The sequence below is a fragment of the Micromonospora sp. URMC 107 genome, from assembly GCF_051386315.1.
Classification (GTDB): Bacteria; Actinomycetota; Actinomycetes; order Mycobacteriales; family Micromonosporaceae; genus Micromonospora.
In genome coordinates, this window is sequence record NZ_JBPQTK010000144.1 from 1 (window position 1) to 14,145 (window position 14,145).

Below are 14,145 nucleotides of genomic sequence, written 5' to 3' on the forward strand. Positions count from 1 at the left end.
CACCCCAGGCGACCGGGGCGCCGGTCGGCGGCGGGGTCGGGACCGGGCCCGCCGCGGGAGCCACGGCCACGGTCGGCGGGGCCGCGTACGCGACCGGGGCCGGATGGCCGACCGGGGGCACCGGCCCGGGCGGGACGGTGGGCGGTACGGGCGGGATGGGGCCGACCGGCGCGCCCTGGGCGCCCCTGTGGTCGCGGTTCAGCAGCAGCGCGCCGCCGATCAGGATCGTGGCACCGAGCAGTACCGCCCGGAACGCGTCCGTGACGATGTAGCCGAAACTGATCGCGACCAGGATGCTCAGCACGATCACGGTGACCGGGGACATGCTGGACCGGCCCCGCCCCAGCATGGACTCGACGGGGGAGGCGCTGTCGCCCTCGCCCGGGATGATCAGCCAGGCGGTGACGTAGACCAGGATGCCGATGCCGCCGAAGAAGCCGAGCACCGCCAGCAGCACCCGCCAGAGGACCGGGTCGGTGTTGGTGGCCCGGCCGATCGCCGCGCAGACGCCGGCCAGGTAGCGACCGTCGCGGGGGCGCACCAGCCCGTACCGCGAGGTGAAGCCGGCGCCGCCGAACGACGGCTGCGGTCCGGGGCCCGGTCCGGCGCCGGGCGGTGGCGTCCGACCCGCGTCTGCGGCGGCCGGGGGGGCCACCGGCGGCGGCGTTGCGGAGTCGGTGGGCGCGGATCCGCCCGGCGGCGTCGCGGTGGGGGGTGCTCCACCCGGCTGTGCCGCCCCGGGGCCGGCGGACTGGGCAGCTTCCTCGGTCATGTCTCGATCCTGCTGCCCGGACCCGCCGGACGGCCTCAGGACCCGACCCTGACCCCACCCTGAGATCCCGACGGCCCGAATGTCGGGGGCGTCCCCGTGGTCGGGTGGTGGCGCGCCGTGTGACGATCGATCCGACGCCGGCAACGGGCCGTCGCCCGCTTTCGTGCCCGCCGTGACCAGGGAGTCTCCGATCAGCGCCGTGACACAGCCACCCCGCCTCTACCGCGCCCCCGAGCACCGGATGGCCGCGGGGGTGGCCGCCGGCATCGCCGACCACCTCGGCATCTCGGTGCTGCGGGTACGGGTCGCCTTCATGGTGCTGCTCGGGCTGAGCGGGCTCGGCCTGCTGCTCTACGCGGCCTTCTGGGCGGTCGTGCCGCTGCGACCGGGCGACACCGCCGTGCCGGCCCGCAGGGACGTCGCCCAGCTGCTGCCGTTCGTCGCGATCGGCCTCGGCGTGCTGCTGGTGCAGGTGATGGTCTTCGACTCGGTCGGCGCGGCCGGCACCGCCGGCTGGCTGGTCGCGATCATCGCCGTCGGCGCCGGGGTGATCTGGCACCAGTCGGCCCCGGAGCGGCGGCGGCAGTGGGGCGACACCATGCCGGTGCCCTGGCTGGGCGCGGTGGTGGAGGAGAGCGACCGGCGGGCCTTCGTGCTCCGGTTCATCGGCGGCGGGGTGCTGGTCGCGGTCGGCATCATCGGCGTCGCCGCGGTCTACTCCCCGGCGCAGAACTTCGACGCCGTGCTCAACGGCGTGATCTTCGCCCTAGTCGGGCTCGCCGGGGTCGGCGTGGTGGCCGCGCCGGTGCTGTGGCGGACGTACAACCAGCTCCGCTCGGAGCGCGAGGGGCGCATCCGGGAGCAGGAACGGGCCGAGCTCGCCGCCATGGTGCACGACCAGGTGCTGCACACCCTGGCCCTGATCCAGCGCAACGCGAGCGACGTGAAGACCGTCCAGCGGCTCGCCCGGGGGCAGGAACGTTCCCTGCGCAACTGGCTCTACAAGCCCACGAGCTCGCCCACCGAGCGGTTCGCCGCCGCCCTCGAGCAGGCCGCCGCCGAGGTCGAGGACACGTTCGCGATCACGGTGGAGGCGGTGGTGGTCGGCGACCGGGAGACCGACGAGCGGGTCGGCGCGCTGGTGGCGGCCACGCGCGAGGCGCTGGTGAACGCCGCCCGGCACGCCGGGGTGCAGACGGTCTCGCTCTACGCCGAGGTCGAGCCCGATCAGGTCAGCGCCTTCGTCCGGGACCGGGGGAAGGGCTTCGACCCGGATACGGTGGAGGATCACCGGCACGGGGTCCGGGGTTCGATCATCGGGCGGATGAAGCGGCACGGCGGCCGGGCGGAGATCCGCTCCGGGCCGGGGGAAGGGACCGAGGTCCGGTTGATCCTGCCGATCACCCGGGACCCGGCAACGGCGGAAAGGGACAAGTGATGACCGAGCAGTCGATGGAACCGGTCGAGGGGGCGGCGGCCCGCACCGAGCGGCTGCGGGTCTTCCTCGTCGACGACCACGCCATGTTCCGCGCGGGGGTCCGCGCCGAGCTGGGCGCGCACGTCGAGGTGGTGGGCGAGGCGAGCACCGTCGGCGAGGCGGTCACCCGGATCGCCGTCACGCTGCCCGACGTGGTGCTGCTCGACGTGCACATGCCCGACGGCGGCGGCCGGGCGGTGCTGGAGGCGATGCGGCGTACCCACCCGCAGGTGAAGTTCCTGGCGCTGAGCGTCTCGGACGCGGCGGAGGACGTGATCGGGCTGATCCGGGCGGGTGCACGGGGCTACGTCACGAAGACGATCTCCCCGGAGGAGCTGGCCGCGGCGGTCCGCCGGGTGGCCGACGGCGACGCCGTGTTCAGCCCCCGGCTGGCGGGGTTCGTGCTGGACGCGTTCGCCGCCCGTCCCGACGCCCCGGTGGCGGACCCCGAGCTGGACCAGCTCACCAACCGCGAGCGCGAGGTCCTGCGGCTGCTCGCCCGGGGGTACGCGTACAAGGAGATCGCCAAGGAGCTCTACATCTCCATCAAGACGGTGGAGACGCACGTGTCGAACGTGCTTCGCAAGCTCCAGATGTCCAACAGGTACGAGTTGTCCCGCTGGGCGGCCGACCGCCGGCTCGTGTGATCCATTTCCTTTCCTCGTCATTTCGGACGGAAGCGACGATTGCCGCCCACAGGGGCTGACAAACGATCAACTCCCGTCACATAATGCCCCGTCGCGTTCTCGCGTGCGGGTGGTGCGCATCCCGCGGGAACGGCGGCTTTCACGCAACCCGCCGTGCGCGGGTCACCCCTGGGGAGAGGTGCAGGAAACTGATGTTCGGACAACGAGGACGGCGCTGGGCGCGGATCGCCCTGGCGACCGTCGCCGGTGGCGCGCTGGCACTCGGCGCGGTGGCGCCGGCCGCCGCCGCCGACAAGACCGGCGTGGCCAAGTCGGTCAAGGGCAGCAACGTCACGCTCATGCTCAACGGGCAGCCGAAGAGCACCGGTGCGCTGGCGCTCAAGATCGACGGGAAGCTCGTCCCCGCCTTCTGCATCGACTACCACACCAACGTGGCGATCGACGGCGAGTACAAGGAGGGCACCTGGGACGAGTCCCAGGTGAAGAACCTCGGCAAGGTGCAGTGGGTGCTGACCCACGGCTACCCGAACGCCGACTCCGCCAAGCTGCTGGCCGCCGCCGGGGCCGCCGCACCGGCGAAGGACGAGGCCGACAAGCTGCTCTACTTCGGCACCCAGACCGCCATCTGGAACTTCAGCGACGGCGTCAAGCTGGGTGACTGGGTTGACAACCCGAAGCTGCTCGCCAAGGAGCAGTACGACGTGGTCAAGAAGGTCCACGACTACCTGGTCGCCAACGCCACCGACCAGCCCGAGCCGAAGGCGGAGCTGAGCGTCGACCCGGCGAGCGCCAAGGCCACCGTGGGCGAGAAGGCCGGCCCCTTCACCGTCAAGGGCCCGGCGGGCGAGATCACCGTCGCGGTCGACGGCGGCTCGGCGGTCGACGCCGAGGGCAAGCCGGTCACCACGACCACCAACGGCGGGCAGTTCTGGCTCGCCGCGGACGGCGCCGGCAAGGTGAAGGTGACCGTTTCCGCCCAGGACTCGGTCTCCTTCGGCCGGGTCTTCCTCTTCACCGGCGAGCGCGCCGCGCAGAAGCTGATCCTCGGTGGCAGCACCGGCGCGACCGTGACCGCCAAGGCCGAGGCCGCGTTCGCCGCCGCCCCGACCGAGTCCCCGTCGCCGAGCGCTCCGGCGGAGTCGCCGTCGCCCAGCGCCCCGGCGGAGTCGCCGTCGCCGACCGCCCCGGTCGACAGCCCGGCCCCGTCGACGTCGCCCGCGAGCGGCGGCGGCGACCTGCCGCTGACCGGCTCCCCGATCGCCGCCTCCATCGCCGCCGGCGTGGCGCTGCTGGCCGCCGGCGCGGTCGCCGTGCTGCTGTTCCGCCGTCGCAAGCTGCGCTTCACGGCCTGATCGACGCCGCCTGACGGCTCGGCCCCGGCCCCGGTACCGCCCCGCGCGGTGCCGGGGCCGGGGCGGTTCTCGGGCCCCGTCGACCGGGTGCGCGACGTCGACACCCTCGTCCCCTCAGGTGCCGATAGTGCCCGCACAGCCGACGCCGACATCGTCCGGATGGGCAAAAACGGCCAACGCCCGGATGACGTACGGAAGCGCCGCAGCGGAGGCGGGGAAGCTCACAGCCGGCCGGCCCAGGCCGGGGCCGGAACCTCCGCCGAACCGTGTCTTTCCTGCTCAGAGCGGTACGACCGGCGTACATCATGATCTTTTTTCGGGTATCGGCAACGTGGCGACCAACTAACGGCTTGATAACGGCACCTTCACGGAACGGGCCGGTGGGTGTCACAGTGGCAGCACCTCACCCCTCATGTGAGGCACTCCGTACGGCCTGACGACCATGGGCCCCGCCTGTTGACGGCGCTCCGTGGTGGTCTCGTGTGCGCGGTGTCGAGCACGAAGGGCGAGGTGGCCCGGCGGATCGGTACATCGTTCTTGTCCCGAATTCACTGCGGTGAAACCGGCTCCCCACTGCGGGGCGCCGGACGTGTCACCCCCATACGTGCGTGAAACCCACGACGGATCCAGGTTCAGAAAGAGGAGGCCCCTCGGAATGAGAGTCTCGAAGCGGGCAGGCAGCGCGGTCGCGCTGGGCGCGGCATTCGCGCTCGTCGCGTCCGGTTGCTCGAGCAGTGACAGCGACGGCGGGGACGCCGGCGCGAGCGCCGACGGCGCGATCACCATCGACGGCACTCAGCCGGAGGTCGGCCTGGTCCCGTCGAACACCACCGAGACCGGTGGTGGGGCGATCATCGACTGGATCTGGACCGGTCTGGTCGAGTACCCGAACGACGGCAGCGCCCCGCGCAACGCGGTGGCCGAGTCGATCGAGACGACCGACTCCAAGGTCTACACGATCAAGATCAAGAAGGACACGAAGTTCCACGACGGCACCGTCGTCAAGGCCAAGAACTTCGTGGACGCCTGGAACTGGGGCGCCTACTCCCCGAACGGCGCGCAGAACGGCAGCTTCTTCGCGGACATCCAGGGCTTCGACCAGGTCCACACCGAGGACCCGGACGGCGCCGAGGGCCCGAAGAAGGCCCCCGAGCCCGCCGCCAAGGAGATGTCCGGCCTGAAGGTCGTCGACGACTGGACCTTCGAGGTCACCCTGGCCGCGCCGACCGCGGTGTTCCCGACCAAGCTCGGCTACAGCACCTTCATGCCGCTGCCGGACGCGTTCTTCACCCAGGGCGCCGAGACGTTCGGCAAGAAGCCGATCGGCAACGGCCCGGTCAAGTTCGTGTCGTGGGAAGACGACGTCCAGATCAAGCTGACGCGCTTCGATGACTACTCCTTGAACGACAAGATGAAGATCAAGGACGTAAACATCAAGCTCTACCAGGACGACACGGCGGCGTACAACGACCTGCTCGCCGGCAACCTGGACTTCCAGCAGCAGGTTCCGGTCTCCGCCATCGCGGGTGACAAGTGGAAGAACGACCTGGGCGAGCGGGCCATCTCCTCCACCACCCCGTCGACCGGCATCATCGCCTTCCCGATCTACGACAAGCGCTTCCAGAACCCGAAGCTGCGTCGCGCGATCTCGATGTCGATCAACCGCCAGGAGATCAGCGACAAGATCTTCTTCGGTTCGCGCAAGCCGGCCGACAGCTGGGCCAACCCGCTGACCCCGGGCGCCAAGGCCGGTAACTGCACCGCCTGCCAGTTCAACGTCGACGAGGCCAAGAAGCTCCTCGCCGAGGCCGGCGGCTTCAACGGCGAGCTGGTCATGTACTACAACGCCGACGCCAGCCACAAGGAGTGGATGGAGGCCGTCGCGCAGCAGGTCAAGACGAACCTCGGCATCAACGCCCGCGCCGAGGGCGTGCCGACCTTCGCGGTGTTCCGCCAGAACATCAACGCCGGCAAGATGACCGGCATGTACCGCGCCGGCTGGCAGCAGGACTACCCGGACGTGGAGAACTGGGTCGGCCCGCTCTACGTGACCGGCGGTTCCTCGAACGACGGCAAGTACAGCAACCCGCAGGTCGACGCGCTGGCCAAGGAAGCCGCCTCCGCGCCGAGCCTCGAGGCGTCGCACGCCAAGTACGCCGAGGCGGTCGCCCTCATCGACCAGGACGTCCCCTCGATCCCGGTCTACTTCGGTGGTCAGCAGTCCGGCCACTCGGAGAAGATCAAGAAGATCGAGCTCTCCAACGTCGGCGAACTCGACCTCACCTCGGTCGAGCTCTGATCCGAACGGTCTGACCCCGGGTCGGGCTCACCTACCGGTGGGCCCGACCCGGGCCGTTCCGTGAGGTGGGTGTCACCACACCGCCTTGCCACGTCTGTCATCCCCGTGTCGGCCGTCCGACGCGCGCCCCCTGTCTGGAGGACCACCCCATGGGCCGTTATCTGTTGAGACGGCTGCTCCAACTCATCCCGGTCTTCATCGGGACGACGTTCCTGATCTACTGGCTCGTGTGGTCGGTGCCCGGTGACCCGTTCGCGGGCAAGTGTGGCGAGCGTCCCTGCCCCGACAGCTTCCGCAACATGATGACCGAGAAGTTCAAGCTCGACGAGCCGCTGGTCGTGCAGTACGGCAACTACATGAAGAACCTCTTCCAGGGCGACTTCGGGCAGACGTTCGGCGGCCGGGAGATCGGTGACATCATCGCCACGGCGTACCCGAACACCCTGAAGCTGGCCCTGGTGGCGCTGGCCATCGAGGCGGTCATCGGACTCACCGCGGGCGTGCTGACCGGCCTGCGCCGCAACGGCTTCCTGGACAACCTGGTCCTGGTCTCCAGCCTCTTCCTGATCGCGCTGCCGATCTTCGTCATCGGCTTCGTGGCCCAGTGGCTGCTCGGCGTGCAGTGGGGCATCGTCAAGCCGACGGTCTCCAGCGAGATGCGGCTCACCGAGCTGATCGTGCCCGGCTTCGTCCTGGGTAGCGCCTCGATGGCGTACATCGCCCGGTTGGCCCGCACGAGCATCGCGGAGAACCGGCGGGCCGACTACGTGCGTACCGCGATCGCCAAGGGTCTGCCGATGCGCCGGGTGGTCGGGATCCACCTGCTGCGCAACTCGCTCATCCCGGTGGTGACGCTGCTCGGGACCGACCTCGGCGCCCTGATGGGCGGCGCGATCGTCACCGAGGGCATCTTCCAGGTCAACGGAATCGGCCGACAGGTCTACCGCGCGATCATCACCAAGGAGAGCGCTACCGTTGTCTCCATCGTGGTGGTCCTGGTGCTCGTCTACCTGCTGATGAACCTGCTGGTCGACCTGCTCTACGCCGCCCTGGACCCGAGGATCCGCTATGAGTGAGCGCAGCGAACGAATCATCATTGCAGCGTGCGCGGACACCAGTGCCCGCGCCGAGCGGAGTGAGGTACGGGCATGAGTGACCCGAGTGCCGCCTCGATCGTCAGCACGCCGCCCGCGCAGGCCCCCGACGAGATCGGCGCGCCGACCAACGCGGGCCTGCCGGAGAGCGCCCGCAAGGAGAAGCCCCGCGGGCTGCTCGGTGACGCCTGGCGTGACCTGCGCCGCAAGCCGCTGTTCTGGATCTCCGCGGGGTTCATCGTCCTCTTCATGCTGATGACCGCGTTCCCCTCGCTGTTCACCTCCGGCGACCCGGAGAACGGCAACCTGCAGAACAGCCTCGTCGGCCCGTCGTCGGATGCCTGGTTCGGCTACGACTTCCAGGGTCGCGACGTCTTCGCCCGGGTGATCTACGGTGCCCGCGCGTCGATCGTGGTCTCCCTCCTCTCCGTGCTCGGCGTGCTGATCTTCGGCGGCGCGATGGGGATCGTGGCGGGCTACCGGGGCGGCTGGGTGGACGCACTGCTCTCCCGCGTCGCCGACGTCTTCTTCGGGCTGCCGTTCGTCCTGGGTGCCATCGTCATCCTGACGACCTTCAACGGGTCGGGCACGAGCAACAGCAAGGCCGAGATCATGGCCCTGGTGAGCATCTCGCTGATCGTGCTGGGCTGGCCGGTCGTGATGCGGCTGATGCGTTCCTCGGTGCTGGCCACCAAGGAGGCGGACTACATCGTCGCCGCCCGCGCGCTGGGCGCCGGCACCGGCCGGATCATCCTCAAGCACCTGCTGCCGAACTGCCTCGCGCCGCTGCTGGTCTACGGGACGATCCTGGTCGGCTCGTACATCGGCGCCGAGGCGACGCTGTCCTTCCTGGGCGTCGGCCTGAAGAGCCCGGTGGTCTCCTGGGGCATCATGATCAACGAGGCGCAGAACCTCCTCCGCGTCGCGCCCTACCTGCTCTTCTTCCCCGCCGCGTTCCTCGTCGCCGCCGTACTGAGCTTCGTGATGCTCGGTGAGGCGGTCCGCGAGGCCCTCGATCCGAAACTCCGCTAGGGGAGATTCAGTTGTCCGACATTCTGGTGTCCGAGCAGTCTGCGGCCGGCGCGTCCGGCCGCCCCTCGGGCAGGTTGCTCGAGGTGGACGACCTCCGGGTGGAGTTCCGTACCCGGGACGGCGTCGCCAAGGTCATCAACGGGGTCACGTACCACGTCGACGCGGGGGAGACCCTCGCCGTGCTCGGCGAGTCCGGCTCCGGTAAGAGCGTCACCGCGCAGACCGTCATGGGCATCCTCGACACGCCGCCCGGCTTCGTCACCGGCGGTCAGGTCCGCTTCCACGGCAAGGACATGCTCGGCATGTCCTTCGAGGAGCGGCGCCGCATCCGCGGCGAGGGCATCGCGATGATCTTCCAGGACGCGCTCTCGGCGCTGAACCCGGTCTTCACCGTCGGGTTCCAGATCGCCGAGCAGTTCCGGGTGCGGCGCGGCATGAGCCGTGCCGACGCGAAGAAGCGCGCGATCGAGATGCTCGACCAGGTCAAGATCCCGAATGCCAAGGGCCGGTTCAGCAGCTACCCGCACCAGTTCTCGGGCGGTATGCGGCAGCGCGCGATGATCGCCATGTCGCTCGCCCTGGACCCGGAGGTGCTGATCGCGGACGAGCCGACCACCGCGCTCGACGTGACGGTGCAGGCGCAGATCATGGACCTGCTCGCCGAGCTCCAGCGCGAGCGGCAGATGGGCATGATCCTGATCACCCACGACCTCGGCGTGGTCGCCGACGTCGCGGACCGGATCGCGGTCATGTACGCGGGCCGGATCGTCGAGGAAGCCAACGTCTACGACCTGTACGCCAAGCCGGCGCACCCGTACACGATCGGTTTGATCAACTCGATCCCACGGCTCGACGAGAAGGGGCAGCAGCTCCGGACGATCAAGGGCCTCCCGCCGAACCTCATGAACATCCCGCCGGGCTGCCCGTTCAACCCGCGCTGCCCCATGGCGCAGCCGGTCTGCCGGGAGAAGGTCCCGCCGCTGCTGCAGGTCGGCGCCGGCCGGGCCAGCGCCTGCCACTTCGCCGAGGAGCTGGTGAACCGTGACTGAGAACATCCTCGAGGTCCGTGACCTGGTCAAGCACTATCCCGTGACCCGGGGTGTGGTGTTCAAGAAGACCATCGGTCACGTCCGGGCGGTCGACGGGGTCTCCTTCGAGCTCAAGGCCGGCGAGACCCTGGGTGTGGTCGGTGAGTCGGGCTGCGGCAAGTCGACGCTGGCCCGGGTGCTGATGAACCTGGAGAAGCCGACCGGCGGCAGCGTCCTCTACAAGGGCCAGGACATCTCCAAGCTCTCCGGCCCGGCGCTGCGTCGACTGCGCCGGCAGATCCAGCTGGTGATGCAGGACCCGTACACCTCGCTGAACCCGCGGATGACGGTCGGCGACCTGATCGGCGAGCCGTTCGAGATCCACCCGGAGGTGGCGCCGAAGGCCAGCCGCCGGGACAAGGTCAAGGAGCTCCTCGACCTGGTGGGCCTGAACCCGGAGCACATCAACCGGTACCCGCACCAGTTCTCCGGCGGTCAGCGGCAGCGCATCGGCATCGCCCGCGCGCTCGCCCTGCGGCCCGAGATCATCGTCTGCGACGAGCCGGTCTCCGCCCTGGACGTGTCGATCCAGGCGCAGGTGATGAACCTGTTGGAGAAGCTCCAGAACGAGCTCGGCCTGTCGTACGTGTTCATCGCGCACGACCTGTCGGTGGTCCGCCACCTGTCGGACCGCGTCGCGGTCATGTACCTCGGCAAGATCGCCGAGATCGGCACCGAGGACGAGATCTACGAGCGGCCGACCCACCCGTACACCCAGGCCCTGCTCTCGGCCGTGCCGGTGCCGGACCCGACCGTGCGGGAGAACAAGGCGATCATCCGCCTCACCGGTGACGTGCCGTCGCCGGTGAGCCCGCCGTCGGGCTGCCGGTTCCGGACCCGCTGCTGGAAGGCGCAGGACGTCTGCGCCGAGCAGGTCCCGCTGCTGGAGATCCGCAAGGGCTCGGACCACCCGAGCGCCTGCCACTTCGCGGAGAAGCGCGAGATCGTGCAGACGCACGAGGCGTGACCCGCACGGAACCGCCTGCCGACGTCATCGCGACGGCGGCAGGCGGTTCCGTCGTTTCCGGGGCCGGGCGGCCCGCCCGACCCCGGAGGGAGCGCGGGCGGGCCGCCCGGCCCCGAAGGAAGGGCACGGCGGGCCGTTGCCGGCGTACGCCTCACAGGGGGCCGCGGCCGGCGCGGAGCAGCAGCAGCGCGAGCTGCGTGCCGTCGGTGCCGAGGGCGGCCCGGAAACGCTCCAGGATCTCCCGTTCCCGGGACAGCACCAGCCGGGTGCCACCGGAGGCCATCCGGGTCACCCCGACCTCCTGGGAGAGCCGGGCCCGCTCCTGCCACAGCTCGATCAGCGCCCGGTCGATCTCGTCGATCCGCTCCCGGATCTCGACGATCCGGGCGGCCGCGGTCGGTTCCGGGGTGCCGGTGCGCGCCTCCGGCCTGGCGTCGTCGGCGCCTCCCGTCGCGTCGACCGGGGGCTCGGAGGCGCCGGGGCCGGGCCGGCCCGCCTCGGGTCGCGTCAGGCTGCCGTTGGATTCCACCACGTCTGTCATCATCGGGTACCCCTTGCCGTCAGGTGCCCGGTGCCCGGATCCCGGGACGGAGAAAGCCCCGGGCTCCAGGAGCCCGGGGCTTTCTCGTAGGTCTGGTTGATCAGGCGCGACCCACGGCTGCCGGACTCCCGGTGCCGTAGTAAAAGTAGAAGCGCTGACCGAACATGTCGTCGAGTATGCCGACCTCCGGCCGGCCCGCGCAAGGATTCGGCGCAACCCGTGCCGGCAGGGGCGGCCCCGGCGCCGTCGTGACGCCGGGACCGCCCTCGCCGCAGCCGAGGCCGGTGATGCGGTCGGCGGGTCCGGGGGCGCGGCGCCCAGGTGGGCGACGAGCGCGTCAACGTCGAAGCCGCGGGGCGACGCGGGACCGGCCCGGGCGAGCCGGGGCGCGCGGCGGGGGAAGTGTCCGCCCGGCGGCATAGACTCGCCGTGCGATGCATCCTCTCTTCGACATCCCCGCGTCCCCGCCCGCGTCGGCGCCTGCCCCGACCTCGCCGCACCGGCCCAGGCCGGCGGCCGTCCACCTCGATCCCCAGGCCCTCGTCGAGGGCCTGAACGGGCCGCAGCGCGACGCCGTCACCCACGCCGGTTCGCCGCTGCTGATCGTGGCCGGCGCGGGCTCGGGCAAGACCCGCGTGCTCACCCACCGGATCGCCTACCTGCTGGCCGCCCGGGACGTGCACCCCGGCGAGATCATCGCGATCACCTTCACCAACAAGGCCGCCGGGGAGATGAAGGAGCGGGTGGCCCACCTGGTGGGTCCCCGCGCCCGCCTGATGTGGGTGTCGACGTTCCACTCCGCGTGCGTGCGCATCCTGCGCGCCGAGCACGAGCACGCCGGGCTGAAGTCGACCTTCTCGATCTACGACGCGGACGACTCCCGCCGGCTGATGCAGATGGTCGCCAGGGAGCTGGACCTCGACCCGAAGCGCTATCCGGCGCGCGGGCTCGCCGCCCAGGTCTCCAACCTGAAGAACGAGCTGGTCGACCCGGAGGAGTTCGCGGGCCGCGCCAAGGGCCCCAACGAGCGGGCGCTGGCGGAGGCCTACACGCTCTACCAGCGGCGGCTGCGCGAGGCGCACGCGCTGGACTTCGACGACCTGATCATGACGACGGTGCACCTGCTCCAGTCCCACCCGCACGTCGCGGAGAGCTACCGCCGGCGGTTCCGGCACGTGCTGGTGGACGAATACCAGGACACCAACCACGCCCAGTACGTGCTGATCAAGGAGCTGGTCTCCGGCACGGAGGGGATCGAGCCGGCGGAGCTCTGCGTGGTCGGTGACGCCGACCAGTCGATCTACGCGTTCCGGGGCGCCACGATCCGCAACATCCTGGAGTTCGAGCGCGACTTCGGCGACGCCCGGACGATCCTGCTGGAGCAGAACTACCGCTCCACCCAGACCATCCTCAACGCGGCCAACGCGGTGATCGACCGGAACACCTCCCGCAAGCCGAAGCGGCTCTGGAGCGAGGCAGGCGCCGGCGAGCCGATCGTCGGCTACGTGGCCGACACGGAGCACGCCGAGGCCGACTGGGTGGCACGCGAGATCGACCGGCTGGTCGACGCCGACGAGACCCGCCCCGGCGACGTGGCCGTCTTCTACCGCACCAACGCCCAGTCCCGGGTCTTCGAGGAGGTGTTCATCCGGGTCGGCCTGCCCTACAAGGTGGTCGGCGGGGTGCGCTTCTACGAGCGCAAGGAGGTCCGCGACGCGTTGGCCTACCTGCGCGCGGTGGTCAACGACGACGACACCGTCAGCCTGCGCCGGGTCCTCAACACGCCGCGCCGGGGCATCGGCGACCGGGCCGAGGCGTGCGTGGAGGCGCTGTCCAGCCGGGACCGGATCTCCTTCGGGGCGGCGCTGCGGCGGGCCAAGGACGCCCCCGGCATCTCCACCCGGGCGGCCAACGGCATCGCCGACTTCGTCGCCCTGCTCGACGGCGCCCGCGAGCTGGCCGAGACGGGCAGCCCGGAGGAGGTGCTGGAGGCGCTGCTGACCCGCTCGGGCTACCTCACCGAGCTGGAGGAGAGCCTCGACCCGCAGGACGCGGGGCGGGTCGACAACCTCCAGGAACTGGTCAGTGTCGCCCGGGAGTACACCGAGCGGATCGAGGCGGTCGGCGAGGAGGGGGAGCGGGCGACCCTGGCCGGCTTCCTGGAGCAGGTCGCGCTGGTGGCCGACGCCGACCAGGTGCCGACGGACGACCCGGACCACCAGGGCGTGGTCACGCTGATGACGCTGCACACCGCGAAGGGCCTGGAGTTCCCGGTGGTCTTCCTGACCGGCCTGGAGGACGGCGTCTTCCCGCACCTGCGCTCGCTGGGCGACAGCCGGGAGCTGGAGGAGGAGCGCCGGCTGGCGTACGTGGGCATCACCCGGGCCCGCCAGCGCCTCTACCTCTCCCGGGCGGTCACCCGCTCGGCGTGGGGGCAGCCGGCCTACAACCCGCCGTCGCGGTTCCTGGAGGAGCTGCCTCCGGAGCTGGTCCGCTGGGAGCGCACCGAGGGGTCGTACACCTCGTGGGCCGGCGGGGGCGGCGGCGTCGGTGGTCGCGCGGACCGCGTGCCCGGCGGGCGTGGGGCCTTCAACGGCGGCACCCCCAAGGCGGCGCAGCTGGCGAAGCGGCTGGGGGTCGACGCCAGCCGGCTGACCACGGCGAGCGAGCTGCCGCAGGGGCCGAAGGTGTCCGCCGGCGACCGGGTCAACCACCAGCGCTACGGCCTGGGCCGGGTGCTGGCCGTGGAGGGGCACGGCCCGGGCGCCCGGGCGCAGATCGACTTCGGCGACCAGACGATGTGGCTGGTGCTCCGGCACGCCCCGATCGACAAGCTCTGAGACCCGGAAACGGCCCGGCCCGGCGTGCTGCCGGGC

General features: G+C 70.9%; 11 protein-coding genes. 9 read left to right on the forward strand and 2 right to left on the reverse strand.

Annotated elements, in window-relative coordinates; translation table 11 throughout:
• A partial coding sequence (locus ACSNN9_RS24395) for a PspC domain-containing protein (protein ID WP_436675564.1) occupies positions 1-772 on the reverse strand: 772 nt, incomplete at its 3' end.
• 172 nt (positions 773-944) lie between these two features.
• Between ACSNN9_RS24395 and ACSNN9_RS24400 the strand changes: the two genes are divergently transcribed.
• The 8 genes from ACSNN9_RS24400 to ACSNN9_RS24435 all read left to right on the forward strand — a co-directional run bounded on the left by ACSNN9_RS24400 (position 945) and on the right by ACSNN9_RS24435 (position 10,728).
• Positions 945-2,210, forward strand: coding sequence for a PspC domain-containing protein (locus ACSNN9_RS24400; protein ID WP_357876084.1), 1,266 nt, complete (start codon positions 945-947; stop codon positions 2,208-2,210).
• Positions 2,210-2,896 (forward strand): response regulator, encoded by a 687-nt coding sequence (locus ACSNN9_RS24405; RefSeq protein WP_088998445.1) that lies wholly within the window; start codon positions 2,210-2,212, stop codon positions 2,894-2,896. The genes ACSNN9_RS24400 and ACSNN9_RS24405 overlap by 1 nt, the downstream gene beginning before the upstream one ends.
• Positions 2,897-3,087: 191 nt before the next feature.
• Complete coding sequence (locus tag ACSNN9_RS24410) at positions 3,088-4,248, forward strand: Cys-Gln thioester bond-forming surface protein (RefSeq protein ID WP_436675565.1); 1,161 nt, start codon at positions 3,088-3,090, stop codon at positions 4,246-4,248.
• 655 nt (positions 4,249-4,903) lie between these two features.
• The gene (locus ACSNN9_RS24415; protein ID WP_436675566.1) at positions 4,904-6,547 is read left to right on the forward strand and encodes a peptide ABC transporter substrate-binding protein; all 1,644 of its coding nucleotides are present in this window, start codon (positions 4,904-4,906) and stop codon (positions 6,545-6,547) included.
• Between the two features lie 149 nt (positions 6,548-6,696).
• Entirely contained in the window at positions 6,697-7,623 is a 927-nt protein-coding gene (locus ACSNN9_RS24420; RefSeq protein ID WP_358080892.1) for an ABC transporter permease, read from the forward strand.
• A 72-nt stretch (positions 7,624-7,695) separates the two neighbouring features.
• A complete protein-coding gene (locus ACSNN9_RS24425) occupies positions 7,696-8,673 on the forward strand; it encodes an ABC transporter permease (RefSeq protein WP_436675567.1) in 978 nt (325 codons plus the stop codon).
• Between the two features lie 26 nt (positions 8,674-8,699).
• Positions 8,700-9,722: an ABC transporter ATP-binding protein gene (locus ACSNN9_RS24430; RefSeq protein ID WP_358081554.1), complete on the forward strand. Its 1,023-nt coding sequence runs from the start codon at positions 8,700-8,702 to the stop codon at positions 9,720-9,722.
• Positions 9,715-10,728: an ABC transporter ATP-binding protein gene (locus ACSNN9_RS24435; RefSeq protein ID WP_436675568.1), complete on the forward strand. Its 1,014-nt coding sequence runs from the start codon at positions 9,715-9,717 to the stop codon at positions 10,726-10,728. Before ACSNN9_RS24430 ends, ACSNN9_RS24435 begins: the two co-directional genes overlap by 8 nt.
• A 151-nt stretch (positions 10,729-10,879) precedes the next feature.
• On the opposite strand, the gene ACSNN9_RS24440 is transcribed toward ACSNN9_RS24435, so the two are convergent.
• Positions 10,880-11,272 (reverse strand): chorismate mutase, encoded by a 393-nt coding sequence (locus ACSNN9_RS24440; RefSeq protein WP_436675569.1) that lies wholly within the window; start codon positions 11,270-11,272, stop codon positions 10,880-10,882.
• Between the two features lie 431 nt (positions 11,273-11,703).
• Here ACSNN9_RS24440 and pcrA point away from each other — a divergent pair, with 431 nt between their 5' ends.
• Positions 11,704-14,109, forward strand: coding sequence for a DNA helicase PcrA (gene pcrA / locus ACSNN9_RS24445; protein ID WP_436675570.1), 2,406 nt, complete (start codon positions 11,704-11,706; stop codon positions 14,107-14,109).
• Positions 14,110-14,145 lie beyond the last annotated feature (36 nt).

Excerpts from the sequence above, each read along its gene's own strand:
- pcrA (WP_436675570.1), top strand. The coding sequence starts at position 11,704 with ATGCATCCTCTCTTCGACATCCCCGCGTCCCCGCCCGCGTCGGCGCCT.
- ACSNN9_RS24420 (WP_358080892.1), top strand. The coding sequence starts at position 6,697 with ATGGGCCGTTATCTGTTGAGACGGCTGCTCCAACTCATCCCGGTCTTC.
- ACSNN9_RS24410 (WP_436675565.1), top strand. The coding sequence starts at position 3,088 with ATGTTCGGACAACGAGGACGGCGCTGGGCGCGGATCGCCCTGGCGACC.
- ACSNN9_RS24440 (WP_436675569.1), bottom strand. The coding sequence starts at position 11,272 with ATGATGACAGACGTGGTGGAATCCAACGGCAGCCTGACGCGACCCGAG.
- ACSNN9_RS24415 (WP_436675566.1), top strand. The coding sequence starts at position 4,904 with ATGAGAGTCTCGAAGCGGGCAGGCAGCGCGGTCGCGCTGGGCGCGGCA.
- ACSNN9_RS24405 (WP_088998445.1), top strand. The coding sequence starts at position 2,210 with ATGACCGAGCAGTCGATGGAACCGGTCGAGGGGGCGGCGGCCCGCACC.
- ACSNN9_RS24425 (WP_436675567.1), top strand. The coding sequence starts at position 7,696 with ATGAGTGACCCGAGTGCCGCCTCGATCGTCAGCACGCCGCCCGCGCAG.